This is a genomic window from Micromonospora sp. NPDC049645 (assembly GCF_040675155.1).
GTDB lineage: Bacteria > Actinomycetota > Actinomycetes > Mycobacteriales > Micromonosporaceae > Micromonospora.
Genome location: NZ_JBFAOI010000001.1, coordinates 1,141,646 through 1,160,396, shown reverse-complemented (window position 1 = coordinate 1,160,396; position 18,751 = coordinate 1,141,646). Strand labels below are relative to the sequence as shown.

The following is an 18,751-nucleotide window of genomic DNA, read 5'->3' as shown; positions in this document are numbered from 1 at the left end:
GCAGCCTCCACCTGTGGAAAACGAGCCCACCTGTGGACAACCCCCAGTCCCACCCCCTCCCGTGCTAGCCCCACACACCCCCGCCGCCCCCACCCCCGCGATCTTGCACCTTCTGTGGTCACCTTTAGCTCTTTATCGGTCATATCGACAACAGAAAGTGCAAGATCGCGGGGGTGGCGCGGGGGTGGGGCGGGGTGGGGGTTAGTCGCAGGCTGTGCCGTCGCCGTCTCGGTCCAGGTCGTAGATGTCGTCGCCGATCACTCGGATTGGTCCGCTGACGTAGGCGGGGCCGTTGCCACTGCCACCAGCGCAGTCGACGTCGCTGGCGATCGGGACGCAGCCGCTGTAGTTCGGGTCGCACTTCGAGGACTGCGGCTTCTTGGTGCCGACGGCGACGACCTGGGTCACCGGCTTCTTGGTGACGACGGAGGTGACCAGCTTCTTGCTCGTCTGCACGCCGTCCGTGGTGGTGACCTGGTACGTCAGGGTCCGTACGCCGTTCACACCCCTGGTGCGGACGACCCGCTTGCCCTCGGCCAGCGACGAGTCCTTGACGGTCCGCTCGCCGTACCGGATCGTGGCCCGCTCGGTCGCGGTCGTCACCTTCACCACGGGCGCGGCCGCCGCCGACGAGGGCGCGGTTGAAGGTGTCGACGAGGGCGCGGTGGAAGGCGCGGCGACCGGCGACACCTCCTGGCCGGGGGTCTCCTCGGTCGGCTCGCCGGGCGCCGCCAGGATCGGCTGCTGCGGCTCCTCGGCGGCGGTGCCGGTCTTGGTCGATTCCGGCTCGCCGGTCAACGCGCCGACGATGGCGGTGCCGGTGCAGCAGAGCAACAGGATCGACAGGGTGATCGAGCCGAGGATCACGGCGGCTCGGCTGGCGGGACTGGCCCGGCGGAACCAGTTTGGTCGGGGCGTCTGGCCGAACGTTGGCGGGTACGGCGGCCCCGGGTTCTGTGGTGGTTGCATCGTCACGGCGATGAGTGTCGTCGCAAACACAGGGTGCAATATCCACCGTCGCGCTCGTCACCTTCGCCTTTCGCTCGACGGGGAAGATCGGTGGGCGCGCCTGCGGCCGACGAGTCGACAGGCACGGCAACCTCCAGGCCGGCAGGGCAGGGCCGATCGTGCGGGGACCAGCACCAACATAAGCCGCAGATCCCCATGCATCGAACCGACAAGCGACCCGACGTCCAACGGCGGCGACCGACTGTCGCGATGCCGTCAGCGGCGCTGCCTTACCGCTCCTCCATCGCCCACGGCGACCCGTAGGCGTTCAGCAGGTCGAGGAACGGCATCGGTGGCAGCGCCTCCGGGCCGAGCACCCCGACACCGGCCCACACCCCGGCGGCGAGCAGTTCCAGCGCGACGACCGGGTTGACTGCGGTCTGCCAGACCACCGCCTGGTGCCCGTACTCCCGCATCGACCACTCGTTGTCGACCACGTGGTACAGGTACACCTCGCGGGGCTTTCCGTCCGGGCCGAGGCCACGAACCCAGGTGCCGGCGCAGGTCTTGCCGCGCATCCGGGCGCCGAGCGTGGCCGGGTCGGGCAGGCTCGCGGCGACCACGTCACGCGGAGAGACCTCGACGCCGCGTACCCGCACCGGGGAGACCGCGTCCAGGCCGAGCTTGTGCAGCGTCTTGAGCACCTCGATGAACTCGTCGCCGAGTCCGTACTTGAAGGTGACCCGCCGGGCCTTGACCCAACGCGGGATGAGCAGCACCTCCTCGTGTTCGACGTTGACGCACTCCACCGGCCCGATCCCCTCCGGAAAGTGGAAGACCTCCGGCTCGGAGAACGGTTCGGTGGTGAACCAGCCCCGGTCCCGTTCCCAGACGACCGGCGGGTTGAGGCACTCCTCGATGGTGGTCCAGATGGAGAACGAGGGCGCGAAGTCGTACCCGTCGACGGTGAGGTTCGCCCCGTCGCGGACGCCGATCTCGTCGATCTCGCTGAAGAGTTCGTCGGCGGCGTAGCGGGCGAACACGTCGGAGAGGCCGGGCTCGACCCCGATGCCGCACAGCGCCAGCCGACCGGCCGCCGACCAGGAGTCGGCCTGGGCGAACTGTTCGTCGCCGAGCCGCACCCCGGTGTCGGCGTGCGACAGTGACATCGCCATGTCCAGGTAGTCCGCGCCGGCCGCGAACGCGCCGTCGAAGATCGGCATGACGAACCGTGGGTCGACGGCGTTGAGCACGTGCGTGATCCGGTGCTCCCGGCACAGCGCGGTCACCGCGTCGGCGGAGGAGGCGTCCACCTGGGCGGCGACGAACCGGTCGCCGTGCTCGGCGACCGCGCGTTCGGCGCGGGCGGGGTCGTGGTCGGCGACCACCATGGTCTCGAAGAAGGTTCGTCGGGCGGCGATGGCTACGGCGGCGGAGCCGACGCCACCGGCGCCGACGAGGAGGACACGCATCAGGAATCAAACCCCAAACCGAAACGATCGAGAGTACGGAGCCAGAGGTCGCGCCTGCCCTCGCGCGCGTCGGCGCGGGCCAGTGACCAGCGGGTGAGATTGATGCCGATCGCGCGGGCGGGTTCCGGCGGGAACGGCAGTGGCTTGCGGCGAACCAGGTCGAGCCGGGTCAGCGGGGTGTTCCCGCCGTCGAGCAGGTCGAGCAGCACCCGGGCGCCGAAGCGGGTGGCCCCGACGCCCAGGCCGGTGTAGCCGGCCGCGTACGCCAGCCGGCCGCCGTAGGCGGTGCCGAAGAACGGGCAGAACCGGGTGCAGGTGTCGATGACGCCGCCCCAGCGGTGGCTGAACCGCAGGTCGGCGAGCTGCGGAAACGTGGTGAAGAAGTGGCGGGCGAGGGCGGTGAAGGTGGCCGGGCGTTGCTCCAGTTGCGGGGCGACCCGATTGCCGTAGTGGTAGACGGCGTCGTAGCCGCCGAAGAGGATCCGCCCGTCGGCGGTGATCCGGTAGTAGTGGAACTGGTTGCCCGTGTCGGCAAGCCCCTGCCGGTTGCGCCAACCGATGGCGTCCCGCTGCGCCGGGGTGAGCGGTTCGGTCATCAGCACGTGGTCGTAGACCGGCACCAGGTATGCCCGCAGCCGGCGCAGCAGCGGTGGGAAGGCGTTGGTGGCCAACACGACCCGGCGTGCCCGCACCGAGCCGGGCGCGCCGTCCGGCCCGCCGGTCGTCGCCGCGCGCAGGGCGGCGCCGTCGGCGCGCAGGCCGGTGACCCGGGTGTGTTCGTGCAGGCGTACGCCGAGGTCGAGGCAGGCGCGGCGCAGCCCCCAGGCCAGCTTCGCCGGGTCCACCATGGCGACCCGGTCGGCGTCGAACATGCCACCGAGGTACGTCGGCGAGTTGACCTCGGCGCGTACCTCGTCCCGGTCGAGCAGCCGTACCCGGTGGCCGTACCGGCGGGCCAGGTCGGCGTCGGCAGCCAGCCCGTCGAGTTGGTACGGCTCGACGGCGACCGCCAACTCGCCGGTGCGTTCGAAGTCGCAGTCGATGTCGAAGGCGGCCACGGTGGCGGCGATGGCGTCCAGGTTCTCCCGGCCGAGGCGTTCCAGCTCACCGACCTCGTCGGGGAACCGGTCGACGCCGTTGGCGAGGCCGTGGGTGAGCGAGGCGGCGCAGAAACCGCCGTTGCGGCCGGACGCGGCCCAACCGCACGTCCCGGCGTCGACGAGCAGCACGTCCCGGTCGGGGTCGGCCTGTTTCGCCAGCAGCGCGGCCCACAGCCCGCTGTAACCGCCGCCGATCACCAGCAGGTCGGCGGAGTGCGGGCCGTGCAGCGGCGGCAACGGGTCGGGACGGTCCGGGCGGTCGAGCCAGTACGGCACGGGTGCCGCGTCGGCCAGCGCCCGCCCGGTATGCGGGAGCGTCACGACGGCCCACCGGTCGGACGATCGAACAGTCGAACCGGATGCGGGAGCGTCATGACGACCGACGCAGGTGACTGGACGACCCGGCCAGCAGTGCGGCGCGGCGGGCCCGGCGACCACGCAGCGAGCTGAGGCCCACGAGCAGCAGCGCGATCGCGAACATCGCGGTGCCGATGACGTTGACCTGCGGTGGGATGCCACGCTGGGCGGCGCCCCAGACGTACATCGGGAACGTGACGGTGGTGCCGGCGTTGAAGTTCGTGATGATGAAGTCGTCGAAGCTCAACGAGAAGGCCAGCAGTGCGGCGGCCACGATGCCGGGCAGCACCAGTGGCAGGGTGATCCGCCGGAAGGTCTGCCACTCGTTGGCGTAGAGGTCCATGGCGGCCTCCTCCAGCCGCCGGTCCATTCCGGCGAGCCGCGCTTTCACCGTGACCACCACGAACGACACGCAGAACATCACGTGCGCGATCACGATGGTCCAGAAGCCCTGCGGTACGCCCGCCGACACGAACAGGGCCAGCAACGACGTGCCCATCACCAGCTCGGGTGTGGCCATCGGCAGGAAGATCAGCACGTTGATCCCGGACCGGCCGCGGAAGCGGTGCCGGACCAGCGCGAACGCCATCAGGGTGCCGAGGACGGTGGCGACCACGGTGGCGAGGAAGCCGATCTGCACGCTGCGGACCACCGCGTCGCACATGTCCGAGGTGGCGCAGGGCTGCCGCCAGTTGTCCAGGGTGAACTCGTTGAAGTCGTACGACAGCCGGCTCGACGGCCGGTTGAACGACAGCGCCGCCACCACCAGGATCGGCAAAGCCAGGTAGCCGAGCACCAGCAACGCCACGATCATCACCCAGCGGTCCGCCAGCCAGCGCGAAACCCTCACAGCACCTCCTCCGTGCCGGCCCGACGGAGGTAGCCGAAGACCACCGCGAGGATCGCCGCCATCAGCAGGAACGACAGCGCGGCGCCCTGCGGGTAGTCCAGTCGGACCAAAAACGCCGAGTCGATGACGTTGCCGATCATGTATTCGTTCGGGGTGCCGAGCAGTTCCGCGTTGATGTAGTCACCGCTGGCCGGGATGAAGAACAGCAGCGTGCCGGCGACCAGGCCGGGCATGGACAGCGGCAGCGTCACCCGACGGAACGCCTGCACGCCGCTCGCGTACAGGTCGGTGGCCGCCTCCAGCAACCGGTGGTCCAGCCGCTCCAGGCTCGCGTACAGCGGCAGCACCAGGAACGGCAGGAAGTTGTACGTCAGGCCGAGCACCACCGCGAACGGGGTGGCCAGCAACCGGCCGTCCGGGGCGAGCAGGTGCACGTCGCGCAGCACACCGACGAGGGCGCCGTTGTCCGACAGGATCGTCTTCCAGGCCAGCGTACGAACCAGGAAGCTGGTGAACATCGGCGCGACGACGCACACCAGCAGCAGGTTCTTCCACCGGCCCGCCTTCTGCGCGATGGCGTACGCCAGTGGGTAGCCCAGCAGCAGCGCCAGCACCAGGGCCAGCCCGGCGTAGCCGAACGAGCGCAGGAACTGCGGCCAGTACGCCTGCACCACGTCGGGGTAGTTGCCGACCGCCCAGGTCATCGCGTACCCGGTGGAGAGCGAGCCGCTGGGGTCGTACAGGCTGGCCGCCGCCAACTGCACCAGCGGCACACCGAAGAAGATGAGCAGCCAGGCCGCGCCGGGCAACAACAGGAGGTACGGCAGAAGCCGGTGCCGCCCGGACCGGGCTGCCGGTGGCGCGGGCGGTGGCTGCCCCGGTCCGGTGCGAGCCAGGAGGGTCACGACGACGCACCCACCGGCTCGTCGAGCACCGGCGACGTCCGGTCGGTGTCGGTGGCGTCGCGGGGCAGCAGGAACGCGTGCTGCGGATCCCAGTACGCCACGGCCTCGCTGCCGACCGCCACCGGCGTCGACGTTCCACTGTTGGCGGCGAAGACCGACAACTCGGTGCCCCAGCCGGTGCGCAGCAGGTACTGCGTGCTGACCCCCACGTAGGACGCGTCGGTGACCACTCCGGTGACGTGCTGATGCCCGGCGGGCACCTGGGCGGCGGAGCCGACCAGGATCAGCTTCTCCGGGCGTACCCCCAGGTGGACCGGACCGTGGTCGGCCCGTGCGCGGCCGGCGGGCACCGAGAAGCGCGCGCCGTGCGCCGTCACCGCCACGTCGCCGCCGGTGGCGCCGGCGGCCTCGGCGGCGAGCAGGTTGGACTGGCCGAGGAAGTTCGCCACGAACGCGGTGGCGGGAAACTCGTAGAGGTCGGCCGGCGCGCCGAGCTGTTCGATCCGGCCGGCGTTCATCACCGCGACGGTGTCGGCCATGGTCATGGCCTCCTCCTGGTCGTGGGTGACGTGCACGAAGGTGATGCCGACCTCGGTCTGGATGCGCTTCAGCTCGATCTGCATCTGCCGGCGCAGCTTGAGGTCGAGCGCGCCCAGCGGCTCGTCGAGCAGCAGCACCTGCGGTCGGTTGATCAGCGCGCGGGCCAGCGCGACCCGCTGCTGCTGACCACCGGAGAGCTGGGCCGGACGGCGGTTGCCGAAGCCGTCGAGCTGCACCAGCGACAGCATCCGGGTGACCTCGTCGTCGACCGAGCGGATGCCGCGGCGGCGCAGCCCGAAGGCCACGTTCTCGAAGATGGTGAGGTGCGGGAAGAGCGCGTAGCTCTGGAAGACGGTGTTGACCGGCCGCTTGTACGGTCGCAGCCGGGCGATGTCGGTGTCACCGAGCAGCACCTGGCCGCTGGTCGGCTCCTCCAGGCCGGCGATCATCCGCAACGTGGTGGTCTTGCCGCAGCCGGACGCGCCGAGCAGCGCGAAGAACGAGCCCTGCTCGATGGTGAGGCTGAGGTCGTCGACCGCGGTGAAGATGCCGAACCGCTTGGTCAGGTTGGCCAGGCGCAGGTCGCCGACGGGTGTCTCGCGCGCCATCCTGATCACGCCCCGATGACCTGTTGGAACTTGCCCTCGTACTCCTTCTCCTGCTTCTCGTCGAGGGCCATGAAGACCTTCGACTTCGACAGCAGCGCCTCGTCGGGGAAGATCAGCGGGTTGGCGGCCAGCTCGGGGTCGATCTTCTCCATCTCGGCCTGGGCGCCCTTCACCGGGCAGATGTAGTTGACGTACGCGGCGAGCTTCGCGGCGACCGCCGGCTCGTAGTAGTAGTTGATCAGGGCTTCGGCGTTGCCCCGGTGGGCGGCCTTGTTGGGGACCATCATGTTGTCGCTGTAGAGCATCACGCCGGAGTCCGGCGCGACGAACCGCACCTTCTCGTCCTCTGAGGAGAGTTGGATGACGTCGCCGGACCAGCCGATGCACGCGGCGATGTCACCCTTGGCCAGGTCGGGCGCGTAGTCGTTGCCGGTGAACTTGCGGATCTGCCCGGAGTCGACGGCCTTCTTGAGCTTGTTGAGGGCGTCGTCGAACTGGGCGGCGGTGAAGTTCGCCGGGTCGTGCCCGTTCGACCCGAGCAGCAGGCCCATGGTGTCGCGCATCTCGCTGAGCGCGGTCACCTTCCCCTTGAGGTCGGCGCGGGTGAGCAGCTCGTCGACCGTGCGCAGTTCCTTCGTGACGTTGCCGTTGTACGCCAGACCGGCGAGGCCGGACTGCCACGGGATGGAGATCCGGTTCTCAGTGTCGAAGGGGCGGTTGATCAGCGACGGAAGCAGGTTGGCCTGGACGTTCGGAATCTTCGCCGGGTCGAGCTTCTGGATCCAGCCGAGCCGGATCATCCGGGCCGCCATCCAGTCGGTCAGCACGATGATGTCCCGGTCGGTGCTCTGGCAGGCGGCGAGCTGGTTCTGCACCTTGCCGAAGAACTCGTTGTTGTCGTTGATGTCCTCGGTGTAGGTGACCTGGATTCCGGTCTTCGTGACGAACTCGTCCAGGCTGGGTCGTTTGGACTCGTCCTTCTCGTCCACGTCCATGTACTGCGGCCAGTTGGAGAAGGCAAGCTTCTTCTCGGTGCCGGAAAGGTCCTCGCTGACGCAGCCAGCCTCGGTCTGTTGCGCGCCCTTGGTGCCGCAGCCCGCAAGGCTGCCGCCCATGGTGAGCAGGGCGGCCGAACCGAGAGTGCCGGTGAGCAGTCCACGCCGGGAAAGGGGCCGGAGGGGAGTACGCATGACGACTCCTAGGGGGTCATCGTCGGCGGGCGGGACGGGGGAGGCACGCCGGCGGGAATGTCGGGGAGGTCAAGTGCCATGGACGACTGATCCTGACATGAGGTGACCTCCCTTACAAGGGATTCCGTTGCGGGAATAGCGATGCACGACGAAATACGCCAGACTACGCGGGGATACCCGCACGACATCACGATTCGGTACATGGGAGCGAACGATGACGAACCGGCAGCACGAGAACAGCAACGGGGGTCGCCGTATCGCTGTCCGTGAAGGCGCCAATCACGCTCTGCTGGATGACGTGGCCAAGCAGATCATCGAGCAGCTCCAGGAGGACGGCCGCCGCCCGTACGCGACGATCGGCAAGGCGGTCGGGCTGTCCGAGGCGGCGGTCCGCCAGCGGGTGCAACGGCTGCTCGACTCCGGCGTGATGCAGATCGTGGCGGTGACCGATCCGCTCCAGCTCGGTTTCCCCCGGCAGGCGATGATCGGCCTGCGTACCGACGGTGACCTGGAGGCGGTCGCGGACCGGCTGGCCGAGCTGGACGAGGTCGACTACGTGGTGATCACCGCCGGGTCGTTCGACCTGCTCACCGAAGTTGTCTGCCGCAACGACGACCACCTGCTGGAGATCCTGCAACGGCTGCGCGCGGTGCCCGGGGTGCTCGCCACCGAGGCGTTCGTCTACCTCAAGCTCCGCAAGCAGACCTACACCTGGGGTACGGCCTGAGCGGCGCTCGGGCCTGCGCGGCGCTCGGGCCTGCGCGGCGCTTGATCGACTCGAGTTGCAGGAAGTCGGGGTGTCCTGGTCGTTCTGATGCCCCGGTTTCCGTGAACCCGAGTGGATCAGCGGGCCGCCGCGCGGACCGCGTCGACGAAGGACGCCCAGGCGGTCGGGGCGAAGGTCAGGGTGCCGCCGTCGCGGTCCTTGCTGTCGCGCACCAGCACCCGGCCGGGCAGGTTGTCGGCCACCTCGACGCAGGCACCGCCGTTGTTGCTGCTGCGGGTCGCGGTGCGCCAGCGGGCGTCGGTCATGTCAACCCTGCCGCAACTGCTCGACGAAGGAACGCCAACTGGTCGGGGCGAAGGTCAGGGTGCCGCCGTCGCGGTCCTTGCTGTCGCGCACCAGCACCCGGCCGGGCAGGTTGTCGGCCACCTCGACGCAGTCACCGCCGTTGTTGCTGCTGCGGGTCGCGGTGCGCCAGCGGGCGTCGGTCATGTCCATGTCGTGGCCACTTCCCTGATCAGCTCGATCGACCGGCGTTGGGGGAACGCCTCACCGGTGACGCTCTCCCACCTGCGTCCCAGGCTAGCGACGTCGAGGGGCTCGGTCACGACCTGACCGCGAAGCTGGTTGTCGAGATACGCCAATTCGGTCCCGTCGGGCAGCCGACCCAGCACGAAAGGCCCGGCCAGACCGGTGTGCCACGGACTCTCGGCCGGAATGACCCGGACCTGCACGTGCTCCCACCCGGCCACGCCTGCGAGATGGGCCAGCTGCCCGGCCATCACGGACCCGTCGCCGACCGGCCGCCGCAGCACCACCTCGTCGATAACCACCACGAGCTGCGGTGGGGCGTCGCGGCACAGGACCGCCTGCCGCTCAATGCGGCTTGCCACGATCTGGTCCACCTCGGACGGTGCGACCAACCCTCCGGTGCTCAGGATCGCGCGGGCGTACTCCTCGGTCTGGAGTAGGCCCGGCACCAGCAGCGGCTGGTACGACCGAAGCGAGGTGGCGTCCTGCTCCAGCTCGGCCCACGGGCGGAACCACGGCAGGTCGCGGCGGCGGAACGGTTCCGGCCAGAGGTCGGCCGCCTCCCGGCGCAGAACCTCGGCCACCGCCACCCGGGTACGCGGATGCGGGATGCGTCCCGACGCGAGCCACCGACCCGCCGTCTTGGGGTCGACGCGGACCTTCTCGGCCAGCGACTCGACCGTCTCCCCCGCCTCGGCCATCGCCACCCGCAACGCCTCGTTCGCCACCGGGCCCTCCCGTCGTTCCTCAGAGCGGTGGCGGAAGACCCGGATCCCCCGCCCGGCCGCCGCGCTGTCATGCCGCTCGATACGCACGTTGCGGCGGACGATAGCCACGCTGCGTGTTCGTGTCTGCGGCCTACCGGCGTGTTGCGGTGGGACGTGTTGGCGCGCATCCAGAACGCCCCCCGACTGCCCGCAAGGTGCCCCCATCAGCGTCCCGAGGCCCGCGCCACCCCGACCCCGGCCCGCACCTGCCCGGCCCCGCGCGTCACCCCCCGGGGCAGCAGAGCGTCGCCGACTCCGGCCCGTACCGCTTGATCCACTCGACTTCACCAATAGCGCGGTATCAACCACGCCCGGACACCGCGATTTCAAGAAACCCGAGTCGATCGACCCGCCAGCACACCTCCGACTCCTGCCGGCCGCCGCGCAACTCCCCACCGATGGTGCGGATTCCGTTGCATCCATGACACCTGTGCGCTAAATCCGTCGCCAACGCACCGTAAGACCTCCGATAACACTTGCTTCGAGGGCTCAGACTGTGCGATAACCGTTGGCAGAGCGGCCGGTCTCACCCCTTTCGACCGGCCCGACGACCGATGGGGCTGACATGGCCAACGCCACCGACCACCTCTGGATGCACTTCACCCGGATGGCGAGCTACTCCGCCGGTGAGGTGCCGACCATCGTGCGCGGCGAGGGCGCGTACGTGTGGGACGCGCAGGGTCGCCGCTACCTGGACGGGCTCGCCGGGCTGTTCGTGGTCAACGCCGGCCACGGCCGCGCCGAACTGGCCGAGGCCGCCGCCAAGCAGGCCGGCGAGTTGGCCTACTTCCCGCTCTGGTCGTACGCCCACCCGAAGGCCGTCGAGCTGGCCGAGCGGATCGCCGCGCTCACCCCCGGCGACCTCAACCGGATCTTCTTCACCACCGGCGGTTCCGAGGCGGTCGAGGCGGCGTGGAAGCTGGCCCGCGCCTACTTCAAGCGCACCGGCCGACCCAACAAGTACAAGGTGATCAGCCGGTACATCGCCTACCACGGCACCTCGATGGGCGCACTGTCGATCACCGGCCTGCCGGGCATCAAGAGCGACTTCGAGCCACTGGTGCCGGGTGCGATCAAGGTGCCGAACACGAACTTCTACCGGGCCCCCGAGCACGGCGACGACCCCGAGGCGTTCGGCCGCTGGGCCGCCGACGAGATCGGTCGGGCCATCGAGCGGGAGGGGCCGGACACCGTCGCCGCGGTATTCCTCGAACCGGTACAGAACTCCGGCGGGTGCTTCCCACCGCCGCCCGGCTACTTTCAACGGGTACGGGAGATCTGCGACGCGTACGACGTGCTGCTCGTCTCGGACGAGGTGATCTGCTCCTGGGGCCGGCTCGGCGAGTACTTCGGCGCGGTGCGCTACGGCTACCAGCCGGACATCATCACCACCGCCAAGGGCATCACCTCGGGCTACGCCCCGCTCGGCGCGATGATCGCCAGCGACCAGCTGATGGAGCCGTTCCTCACCGAGACCGGCATGTTCGCCCACGGGGTGACCTTCGGCGGGCACCCGGTCTCCTGCGCGGTGGCCCTGGCCAACCTGGAGGTCTTCGCCCGCGAGGACCTGGTCGGGCACGTACGCGCCAACGAGGACGCCTTCCGGGCCACCCTCGAGAAGCTGCACGACCTGCCGATCGTCGGCGACGTCCGCGGCGACGGCTACTTCTACGGCATCGAACTGGTCAAGGACAAGGCGACCCGGGAGACCTTCAACGAGGCCGAGTCGGAGCGCCTGCTGCGTGGCTTCCTCTCCACCGCGCTGTTCCATGCGGGCCTCTACTGCCGAGCCGACGACCGGGGCGACCCGGTCATCCAGCTGGCCCCGCCCCTGATCGCCGAACAGCAACACTTCGACGAGATCGAGCAGATCCTCCGCACAGTCCTAACCGAAGCCTGGACCAACCTCTAACCCCGACCCAACCCCAACCCAAACCCCCACCCCACCCACCGACCCCCACCTGGACGGCGTTGATCAAGAGGTTTACGTCAAGACCGCGCCGGATTATGACCGAAACCTCTTGATCAACCCCGACGGGCGGGCAACGCCCGACAGGCGGGCACACGCCCACAGGCGGGCACACGCCCACAGGCGGGCACATGCCGATGGGTGGTTAGTGATTGGGGGGGATTACGCGGAGGTGGCCTCGGCGGCCGGTCTGGTGGGGGTTTTCGTGCCCCTGGTCCGGCTCCGGGGGGCGGGGCGCGGGGCGGGCGGCTTCGCGGACCGCTTCGGCCAGCGCCACCAGGTCGTCCGTGGTGGGCGGCGGCGGCTCGAACTCACCCTCGTGCCGGACGACGTCCCAGCCCCGAGGGGCGGTCAGGCTGCGGGCGTGCGGCTCGCACAGGTCGTACGTGTGCGGCTCGGCGAACGCCGCCAGCGGCCCCACCACCGCTGTCGACTCGTTGTAGACATAGGTCAATGTGGCGACCGCTTGCCGGGGGCAGCCGTTACGGGAGCAGCGCCGTGGTGACCTCACGTGCGGCAGGGTATCTCCATTACCGGGTCCAGCGCGACGCTTCGCGTTGCGACACGCCCGTCGTGGTGATCACAGTCGAGCGTCTTGGGCGCGCCGCGCCACGCGAGCGGCGCTGCCGCTGACCAGCGCGACGCGGGCGCTACCCTTTGGCTCATGACGAGCCCGGAACACCGCCGCCCCGGCTCCGGCCGGCGTGCGCATCGTGACCGGCACGGGCGCGGCCTGCGCGGACGGCTGGTGCCGGCCACCGTACCGCTGGCGCGGACCAAGGCCGAGGTCTTCGACGACCTGGTCCTGGACACCGTCGAGACGCTTGAGCGTCGGTTCGCCAAGGAGTTGGCCGGCGTCGAGTTCGCGGTCGAGGACGTCCCGCCGGACCTGAACGTCTACGACTCCGACGTGTTGGAGGACGGCGAGGTCCCGCTGGCCCGGCTGTTGCCCGGCCGCCCGGGCCGGCAGGAGGTGCCGCCGCGGATCGTGCTGTACCGACGGCCCCTGGAGTTCCGGGCGATGGACCGTGAGGACCTCGCCGATCTCGTGCATGACGTGATCATCGAACAGGTGGCGAACCTCCTCGGGGTCGACCCCGACGAGCTTGCCTGAGCCAGCCAGGCCGACGCGGAAGAGCCCGAGCCGACCCCGGGCGCGGAAGAGCCCTCACCATTTCCCGAGCGGGAGAGTCGGGCGGCCCCCACCGCCCCAACCTCACACCGGACAGGCGGCCCCCGCCGCCTGGGCCGCGCACCGCTCAGGCGGCCCGCCGCTTCAACTTGCGCCGCTCCCGCTCGGAGAGCCCACCCCAGATGCCGAACCGCTCGTCGTGACCCAGTGCGTATTCGAGGCACTCGGTCTTGACCTCGCAGCGCGAGCAGATCCGCTTCGCCTCTCGGGTCGAGCCGCCCTTCTCGGGAAAGAACGCCTCGGGGTCGGTCTGCGAGCACAACGCCCGCTCCTGCCACTCCGGCGCGTTTCCGAGCAGGTCGGCCACCTCAAGCTGGCCGTCCATCAAATGCCTCCTTGTCGCGCACCGGCGTCATCGCCGCTGCAACCCCCCACGCGAAAGGCGTGCTTGTCCGTCCGGTCCCGTTTTGTTGCGGTTCGTGCGAACAACCCCATTCAAATTACACGCGTGTAATGCGTGCGCCGTCAAGCCAAACTTGATAATGGAGTCGCCCTCCCGACACCCCCGGCCGGCCACTCGGGCCGTCCAGCCTCGCAACCTGCCCTATCGATTCAGACCCCGGCCGAGTAACGCCCTCTCCGGCGAGTTGCCCGACTTTTCTGCCGTGGCGCTCCCTCGGACAAGTCGCCGCCGGGAAGTCGCCAGACATCGTCACCCCTAAGCTGATCTTGGTGGGGGACAGGTTAACGCGGTGCGGCGCAGACCGCCCGTCGAGTCGTGGACAGCGCTCACGCCCCGTCCACGATGTGGACGGGGCGCGGCGGTGAAACCAGTGGATCGAGGTCAGCCGGCGACCCCAAAACCGCTGCTGGGCCAGACGAACTCGGCTATCGCTCCACCATGGACAGAAATCGTGCCGACAGGCGTACGTTCGTCCCACCAGACGGTATAGATCCCGCTCGGCAGGTCCGGGTAGACCGCACTGTGGAACGAGCCGTCCCGCACCCGTCGCTCACGCACCGCCGAGTGGACCCGCCGGTCGTCGTCCCGGCTGATCTCGATCTCCCGGCCGTGCAGCTCCCGACCCGTGTGGACGATCAGGGCGCCGGTGTCGCCGCCCAGATCGAGGACGACGCTCCCGGTCTCCGACGGCCCGTACGCGTGCTCGTGCATCCGCCCCCCCTCCCCCGTGCGATCAGGACGCCGCCGACGGGTTGTTGAACCCGTCGTACGGCGTACCCAGGTAGGGGAAGTTCCCGAGGAACGGCGCGGTCACGTCGGCGGCGCTCAACCCCGGGGTGACTGCGGCGGCCGCCGCGTCCGGTCGGAACGTCTTGTCCACCAGCGGGACGGTCACCCCGGCGATCGCCCGCAACGCGATGCTGACCACGTCGTCGCCGACCCGTCGCCCGTTCGGGAACCCGGCCAGGTCGCCACCGAGCACCCCGAACCGGTCCGGGTTCCGCGTCGGCGGAATCGCGGTGTTCAGCCGCAGCATGTCTGCCTGCACATCCCCGGTGGCGTTGGTGAAGCCGTCGATCAAACCCGCCGGCACACCGGTGAGCAGGATCGCCACCAGGTCGGCGCGGGCCTTCTTCGCCTTGGTGAGCTTGTCCAGATTGGGGAAGACGTCCGGATAGAGAGCTGGCAGCAGCGCGGCCAGTTCCGGCTGCTCGACGAACTGCGCGAACCGCTTGTCCTCCGACGGCGGCAGTGAGTTCCACAGGTCCTTCTTGGACATCGGCACGATGACCTCGTTGAACAGCGGATTGCCCAACCGGGAGACCTGGGTGAACGGGCCGGTGGCGGTGTCCGCCGCACCCCGGTCGCCGAGGACCCGCACCTGCCGGCGCGACGCCGAGGTCCACACTCCGATCACCGAGGCCCGGTCGCCGGCGCCGTACCGGCTGGCGCGCCGACGCACCCGCTCCAGCGGCACCTGCACCGCGATGCTGTGCACGTTCATCCGGTCGGTGGCGTTGACCGGCTCCCCCTCGGCCTTGAAGACCTTCTTCCCCGCGACGTGCAGCTGCTGGAACGGCCGCAGCGTGCCGAGGTCGAAGGTCGCACCGAGGTCGACGAAGAACCCGTCCGCGCGCTGCCCGGCGAAGACCCGCTCCCCGGTGGAGAGCGAGTAGGTGGCCTGCCGCACCAGCTCGGCGTACCTCGGGGTGGACAGCGGGCCGACGTTGCACGGCGGGCAGGGCAGCTTGTGCGCCAGCCGGTGCTCACGGCCATCGGCCACCCGGGTCAGGCTGTAGAACTGCCGCCGGTTCCAGTTCTCGCTGTCAAGCGATTCGATCGGACCGGTGTTGTAGAGAAAACTGTTCGGGTTGGTGATCTCGGTGGTGAATTCGAACCGGTAGGTGACATCCGGACGGCCGTCGCCGTCGTTGTCGATATGGATCTCGTACCGCACGTCGTCACCGAACTCGAAGAAGTTCGGGCCCCCGGAGGGGAGCTGCAACGGCACGTAGTTGGCGATCAACGTGACCGTGTCGCGTTTGTCGGGGCTGACGAACGCGTACAGGTCGGAGCTGTCGGCGACCGGATCCTTGGCTATCTCCGGGGCCTCGCGGTGGGAAGACATGGCGGACCAACCTCACTGGGCGGGGAACAGGACGGCGGGGCGGAGTGTCGGGTCAGCGCCGGGCGGCGCGCCGCAGCCGGTCCGCCAGGCCACGGTCGCGTACCTCGATCCGGGCGTCACCGACGAAGACGTCCATCGTTCCGGAAGCGGCGTCCCGCAGGTGCACGACGATCGGTTCGTCGGCTCGTCCGGCCGCGCCGGGGGCGTTCTGCGCGGCCGACAGGCCCGGCACGGTGAGCGCGGCGGCGCCGAGGGTGGCGCTGGCCGCGGCGGTCAACGTCTGCCGGCGGGTCAGTCGCGGCCACTGCCGCTTCCGCTGATCACTGGTCATGGGCAACCTTTCGGCGGCGGCGCGAACGCGCCCGCGGGAACGGACCGGTCCGGTGCCGTCTCGCGACGCCGCCGGGCCCCGGAGGGGACACCGGCGGCGGTCCTCGCCGCGACCGCCACCGGCATCGCGTGGTACGGCCGGCGGCGGGAAAAGGTTCGACGTCAGGGTCGGGCGTGACCGTACGCGGTCGTTCGCTTGCGCGCCGGCCGACCGGCAGCCTTCGCGATGGCCCGCAACTGCTCCTCGGTACGCGCCGACCCGTTGTCGGAGCCGGCCATCCGGGAGATGGTCTCCTCCATCAGCGTGCCGCCGAGGTCGTTGCAGCCGCCCTGGAGCATCGCGACAGTGCCCTCGTCGCCCAGCTTCACCCAGGAGCACTGGATGTTGTCGATCCGGCCGTGCAGCAGCAGCCGGGACATGGCGTGCACCACCCGGTTCTCCCGCCACGTCGGCCCGGGTCGGGCGATGCCCGCCAGGTAGATCGGAGCGTTGGTGTGCACGAACGGCAACGCCACGAACTCGGTGAACCCACCGGTACGGTCCTGCACCCCGGCCAGCACCCGGAAGTGCGCCAGCCACTGCCCGGGGTGGTCGACGTGGCCGTACATCATCGTGGAGCTGGACCGGATGCCCAGGTCATGCGCGGTGCTGACCACCTCGACCCACGCGGCGGCCGGGAGTTTGCCCTTGGTCAGCACCCAGCGCACGTCGTCGTCGAGGATCTCCGCGGCGGTGCCCGGAATGGTGTCCAGCCCGGCCTCGCGCAGCTGGATCAGCCACTCCCGGACCGGCACGCCGGCCTTCGCCGCGGCGGTGACGATCTCCATCGGGGAGAACGCGTGCACGTGCATCTCGGGCACCCGGGCCTTGATGGCCCGCACGATGTCGGCGTACCCGGTGACCGGCATCTTCGGGTCGATGCCACCCTGTAGGCACACCTCGCTGGCACCGACCGCCCACGCCTGCTCAGCCCGGTCGGCGACCTGCTCGACGGAGAGCCGGTACGCGTCGGCGTCCCGCTCACGCTGGGCAAAGGCACAGAAGCGACAACCCACGTAGCAGACGTTGCTGAAGTTGATGTTGCGGTTGACCACGTAGGTCACGTCCTCGCCGACCGCGTCGCGGCGCACGTCGTCGGCGAGGCGGCACAACTCGTCGAGCGCCGGCCCGTCCGCACCGAACAGCGCCAGCGCGGCATCGGTGTGCCGGGGGTCGAGCAACGCCGCCGGGTCGTCGGCGGCCAGCTTGAGCCCGGCCGCCAGGTCACGGTCCGCGCCGCTCCCGGCCGGCGCCAGGGGTACACCCGCCCGGCGCGCCGCCGCCTCGGGGGTGACCTTGCCAGCCACCTCCGACCAGTCGCCGTAGACACTGTCGAAGTCGCCGCGCCGGTCGTCGGTGCGGCCGGTGGTGTCGATGGTGGCGTGCAGGTCGACCCGCCCGCCGAACACCTCCTCCGGCTCCTGCCAGGGACGCCCCTGCGGCACCGCCGACTCGACCGCCATGCCGGAACCCGGGTCGGCCAACGCGTTCACGTGCGGCAGCAACCGCGGGTCGAGCCACGGGTCGCCCGCCCGCACGTACTCCGGGTAGATCGTCAACCGCTCGCGCAGCGTGAACCCGGCCAGCTCGGTGTGCCGGGCCAACTCCTCGATCTGCGGCCAGGGGCGCTCGGGGTTGACGTGGTCCGGGGTGAGCGGCGAAACGCCGCCCCAGTCGTCGATGCCGGCGCGCAGCAGCAGGTCGTACTCGCCGGCGATGAGGTTCGGCGGAGCCTGGATCCGGGCCTTCGGGCCGAGCAGCAGCCGGGCCACCGCCACCGTCGCGGCCAGGTCGTGCAGCTCCGCGTCGGGCATGCCGCGCATGGCCGTGTCCGGCTTGGCGCGGAAGTTCTGCACGATCACCTCCTGGAGGTGGCCGTACTCCCGGTGGGCGCGGCGGATCGCGAAGAGCGCGTCCACCCGCTCCGCCGGGGTCTCCCCGATGCCGATGAGGATGCCGGTGGTGAACGGCACCCCGACCCGCCCGGCGTCGTCGAGGACCCGCAACCGGACCGCCGGCTCCTTGTCCGGTGACCCGAAGTGCGGGCCGCCCGGCTCGGACCACAGTCGGGTCGCGGTGGTCTCCAGCATCATGCCCATGCTCGGCGCCACCGGCTTGAGCCGTTGCAACTCCGACCAGGACAGCACCCCCGGGTTGAGGTGCGGAAGCAGGCCGGTCTCCTCCAGCACGGCGACCGCGCAGGCCCGCAGGTAGTCCAGAGTCGAGTCGTAACCGCGTTCGTCCAACCAGGTCCGGGCCGCCGGCCAGCGCTCCTCCGGCCGGTCGCCCAGGGTGAACAGCGCCTCCTTGCAACCCTGCGCGGCACCCGCCCGCGCGATCGCGAGGACCTCGTCACGGTCCAGGAACGGCGCCGGCAACCGGTGCGGCACGGTCGCGAAGGTGCAGTAGTGGCAGCGGTCCCGGCAGAGCCGGGTCAGCGGGATGAAGACCTTCTTCGAGTACGTGACCACACCCGGCCGCCCGGCCTCCCGCAGCCCGGCGTCACGGATCCCACCGGCCACTCCGAGCAGCTCGTCGAGCGCGTCGCCCCGGGCGGACAGCAGCGCGGTCGCCTCGTCGACATCCAACGCCCGCCCGGTCGCGGCCCGGCCCAGGGCCCGCCGCACACTCGCGTCGCTCGGAACGGGATGGGTGCGATCAACCATCCACTCACCCTATGCGCAGCGCGACGCCACG

19 protein-coding genes are annotated in these 18,751 nt (G+C 70.1%); 3 read left to right on the top strand and 16 right to left on the bottom strand.

What is annotated here, in order from left to right:
• Positions 1–201 precede the first annotated feature (201 nt).
• The 7 genes from AB0J33_RS05450 to AB0J33_RS05420 all read right to left on the bottom strand — a co-directional run bounded on the left by AB0J33_RS05450 (position 202) and on the right by AB0J33_RS05420 (position 7,970).
• Entirely contained in the window at positions 202–969 is a 768-nt protein-coding gene (locus tag AB0J33_RS05450; RefSeq protein ID WP_363610258.1) for a G5 domain-containing protein, read from the bottom strand.
• Positions 970–1,238: 269 nt separating this feature from the next.
• Positions 1,239–2,420 (bottom strand): saccharopine dehydrogenase C-terminal domain-containing protein, encoded by a 1,182-nt coding sequence (locus AB0J33_RS05445; protein ID WP_363610066.1) that lies wholly within the window; start codon positions 2,418–2,420, stop codon positions 1,239–1,241.
• Complete coding sequence (locus AB0J33_RS05440) at positions 2,420–3,841, bottom strand: FAD-dependent oxidoreductase (RefSeq protein WP_363610064.1); 1,422 nt, start codon at positions 3,839–3,841, stop codon at positions 2,420–2,422. The genes AB0J33_RS05445 and AB0J33_RS05440 overlap by 1 nt, the downstream gene beginning before the upstream one ends.
• Positions 3,842–3,890: 49 nt before the next feature.
• Positions 3,891–4,727, bottom strand: coding sequence for an ABC transporter permease (locus AB0J33_RS05435; RefSeq protein ID WP_363610062.1), 837 nt, complete (start codon positions 4,725–4,727; stop codon positions 3,891–3,893).
• Positions 4,724–5,623, bottom strand: coding sequence for an ABC transporter permease (locus AB0J33_RS05430; protein WP_363610256.1), 900 nt, complete (start codon positions 5,621–5,623; stop codon positions 4,724–4,726). Before AB0J33_RS05430 ends, AB0J33_RS05435 begins: the two co-directional genes overlap by 4 nt.
• A gap of 5 nt (positions 5,624–5,628) precedes the next feature.
• Entirely contained in the window at positions 5,629–6,780 is a 1,152-nt protein-coding gene (locus tag AB0J33_RS05425) for an ABC transporter ATP-binding protein (RefSeq protein ID WP_363610060.1), read from the bottom strand.
• A 5-nt stretch (positions 6,781–6,785) separates the two neighbouring features.
• The gene (locus AB0J33_RS05420) at positions 6,786–7,970 is read right to left on the bottom strand and encodes a spermidine/putrescine ABC transporter substrate-binding protein (RefSeq protein ID WP_363610058.1); all 1,185 of its coding nucleotides are present in this window, start codon (positions 7,968–7,970) and stop codon (positions 6,786–6,788) included.
• A gap of 214 nt (positions 7,971–8,184) precedes the next feature.
• Here AB0J33_RS05420 and AB0J33_RS05415 point away from each other — a divergent pair, with 214 nt between their 5' ends.
• Positions 8,185–8,697 (top strand): Lrp/AsnC family transcriptional regulator, encoded by a 513-nt coding sequence (locus AB0J33_RS05415; protein WP_363610056.1) that lies wholly within the window; start codon positions 8,185–8,187, stop codon positions 8,695–8,697.
• 116 nt (positions 8,698–8,813) lie between these two features.
• Here AB0J33_RS05415 and AB0J33_RS05410 read toward each other — a convergent pair whose 3' ends face one another.
• Genes AB0J33_RS05410 through AB0J33_RS05400 form a run of 3 tightly spaced genes read right to left on the bottom strand, consistent with a single transcriptional unit; the run spans position 8,814 to position 9,926 of the window.
• Positions 8,814–9,002, bottom strand: a complete 189-nt coding sequence (locus AB0J33_RS05410) for a DUF397 domain-containing protein (RefSeq protein ID WP_363610054.1) — start codon at positions 9,000–9,002, stop codon at positions 8,814–8,816.
• Between the two features lies 1 nt (position 9,003).
• Positions 9,004–9,192 carry a DUF397 domain-containing protein gene (locus AB0J33_RS05405; protein WP_363610053.1) on the bottom strand — a complete coding sequence of 63 codons (189 nt, stop codon included), beginning with the start codon at positions 9,190–9,192 and terminating at the stop codon, positions 9,004–9,006.
• Positions 9,183–9,926: a DUF5753 domain-containing protein gene (locus AB0J33_RS05400; protein ID WP_363610254.1), complete on the bottom strand. Its 744-nt coding sequence runs from the start codon at positions 9,924–9,926 to the stop codon at positions 9,183–9,185. Before AB0J33_RS05400 ends, AB0J33_RS05405 begins: the two co-directional genes overlap by 10 nt.
• 631 nt (positions 9,927–10,557) lie before the next feature.
• On the opposite strand from AB0J33_RS05400, the gene AB0J33_RS05395 reads away from it, so the two are divergent.
• Positions 10,558–11,904, top strand: coding sequence for an aspartate aminotransferase family protein (locus AB0J33_RS05395; protein WP_363610051.1), 1,347 nt, complete (start codon positions 10,558–10,560; stop codon positions 11,902–11,904).
• Between the two features lie 202 nt (positions 11,905–12,106).
• Here the strand turns inward: AB0J33_RS05395 and AB0J33_RS05390 are convergent, their stop codons facing one another.
• Positions 12,107–12,472, bottom strand: a complete 366-nt coding sequence (locus AB0J33_RS05390) for a DUF3499 domain-containing protein (RefSeq protein ID WP_363610049.1) — start codon at positions 12,470–12,472, stop codon at positions 12,107–12,109.
• 153 nt (positions 12,473–12,625) lie between these two features.
• Between AB0J33_RS05390 and AB0J33_RS05385 the strand changes: the two genes are divergently transcribed.
• Entirely contained in the window at positions 12,626–13,075 is a 450-nt protein-coding gene (locus AB0J33_RS05385; RefSeq protein ID WP_074316962.1) for a metallopeptidase family protein, read from the top strand.
• 145 nt (positions 13,076–13,220) lie between these two features.
• Here the strand turns inward: AB0J33_RS05385 and AB0J33_RS05380 are convergent, their stop codons facing one another.
• The 5 genes from AB0J33_RS05380 to AB0J33_RS05360 form a co-directional block, all read right to left on the bottom strand.
• Positions 13,221–13,478 carry a WhiB family transcriptional regulator gene (locus tag AB0J33_RS05380; protein ID WP_007455784.1) on the bottom strand — a complete coding sequence of 86 codons (258 nt, stop codon included), beginning with the start codon at positions 13,476–13,478 and terminating at the stop codon, positions 13,221–13,223.
• Positions 13,479–13,937: 459 nt separating this feature from the next.
• Entirely contained in the window at positions 13,938–14,267 is a 330-nt protein-coding gene (locus tag AB0J33_RS05375) for a phospholipase (RefSeq protein ID WP_363610046.1), read from the bottom strand.
• Between the two features lie 22 nt (positions 14,268–14,289).
• Complete coding sequence (locus AB0J33_RS05370; RefSeq protein WP_363610044.1) at positions 14,290–15,684, bottom strand: DUF4331 domain-containing protein; 1,395 nt, start codon at positions 15,682–15,684, stop codon at positions 14,290–14,292.
• Positions 15,685–15,736: 52 nt separating this feature from the next.
• Complete coding sequence (locus AB0J33_RS05365) at positions 15,737–16,015, bottom strand: hypothetical protein (RefSeq protein ID WP_363610042.1); 279 nt, start codon at positions 16,013–16,015, stop codon at positions 15,737–15,739.
• 161 nt (positions 16,016–16,176) lie between these two features.
• The gene (locus AB0J33_RS05360) at positions 16,177–18,720 is read right to left on the bottom strand and encodes a bifunctional FO biosynthesis protein CofGH (RefSeq protein ID WP_363610040.1); all 2,544 of its coding nucleotides are present in this window, start codon (positions 18,718–18,720) and stop codon (positions 16,177–16,179) included.
• Between the last annotated feature and the right edge of the window lie 31 nt (positions 18,721–18,751).

Excerpts from the sequence above, each read along its gene's own strand:
- AB0J33_RS05450 (WP_363610258.1), bottom strand. The coding sequence starts at position 969 with ATGCAACCACCACAGAACCCGGGGCCGCCGTACCCGCCAACGTTCGGC.
- AB0J33_RS05445 (WP_363610066.1), bottom strand. The coding sequence starts at position 2,420 with ATGCGTGTCCTCCTCGTCGGCGCCGGTGGCGTCGGCTCCGCCGCCGTA.
- AB0J33_RS05425 (WP_363610060.1), bottom strand. The coding sequence starts at position 6,780 with ATGGCGCGCGAGACACCCGTCGGCGACCTGCGCCTGGCCAACCTGACC.
- AB0J33_RS05420 (WP_363610058.1), bottom strand. The coding sequence starts at position 7,970 with ATGCGTACTCCCCTCCGGCCCCTTTCCCGGCGTGGACTGCTCACCGGC.
- AB0J33_RS05415 (WP_363610056.1), top strand. The coding sequence starts at position 8,185 with ATGACGAACCGGCAGCACGAGAACAGCAACGGGGGTCGCCGTATCGCT.
- AB0J33_RS05410 (WP_363610054.1), bottom strand. The coding sequence starts at position 9,002 with ATGACCGACGCCCGCTGGCGCACCGCGACCCGCAGCAGCAACAACGGC.
- AB0J33_RS05405 (WP_363610053.1), bottom strand. The coding sequence starts at position 9,192 with ATGGACATGACCGACGCCCGCTGGCGCACCGCGACCCGCAGCAGCAAC.
- AB0J33_RS05400 (WP_363610254.1), bottom strand. The coding sequence starts at position 9,926 with ATGGCCGAGGCGGGGGAGACGGTCGAGTCGCTGGCCGAGAAGGTCCGC.
- AB0J33_RS05395 (WP_363610051.1), top strand. The coding sequence starts at position 10,558 with ATGGCCAACGCCACCGACCACCTCTGGATGCACTTCACCCGGATGGCG.
- AB0J33_RS05385 (WP_074316962.1), top strand. The coding sequence starts at position 12,626 with ATGACGAGCCCGGAACACCGCCGCCCCGGCTCCGGCCGGCGTGCGCAT.
- AB0J33_RS05380 (WP_007455784.1), bottom strand. The coding sequence starts at position 13,478 with ATGGACGGCCAGCTTGAGGTGGCCGACCTGCTCGGAAACGCGCCGGAG.
- AB0J33_RS05375 (WP_363610046.1), bottom strand. The coding sequence starts at position 14,267 with ATGCACGAGCACGCGTACGGGCCGTCGGAGACCGGGAGCGTCGTCCTC.
- AB0J33_RS05370 (WP_363610044.1), bottom strand. The coding sequence starts at position 15,684 with ATGTCTTCCCACCGCGAGGCCCCGGAGATAGCCAAGGATCCGGTCGCC.
- AB0J33_RS05365 (WP_363610042.1), bottom strand. The coding sequence starts at position 16,015 with ATGACCAGTGATCAGCGGAAGCGGCAGTGGCCGCGACTGACCCGCCGG.
- AB0J33_RS05360 (WP_363610040.1), bottom strand. The coding sequence starts at position 18,720 with ATGGTTGATCGCACCCATCCCGTTCCGAGCGACGCGAGTGTGCGGCGG.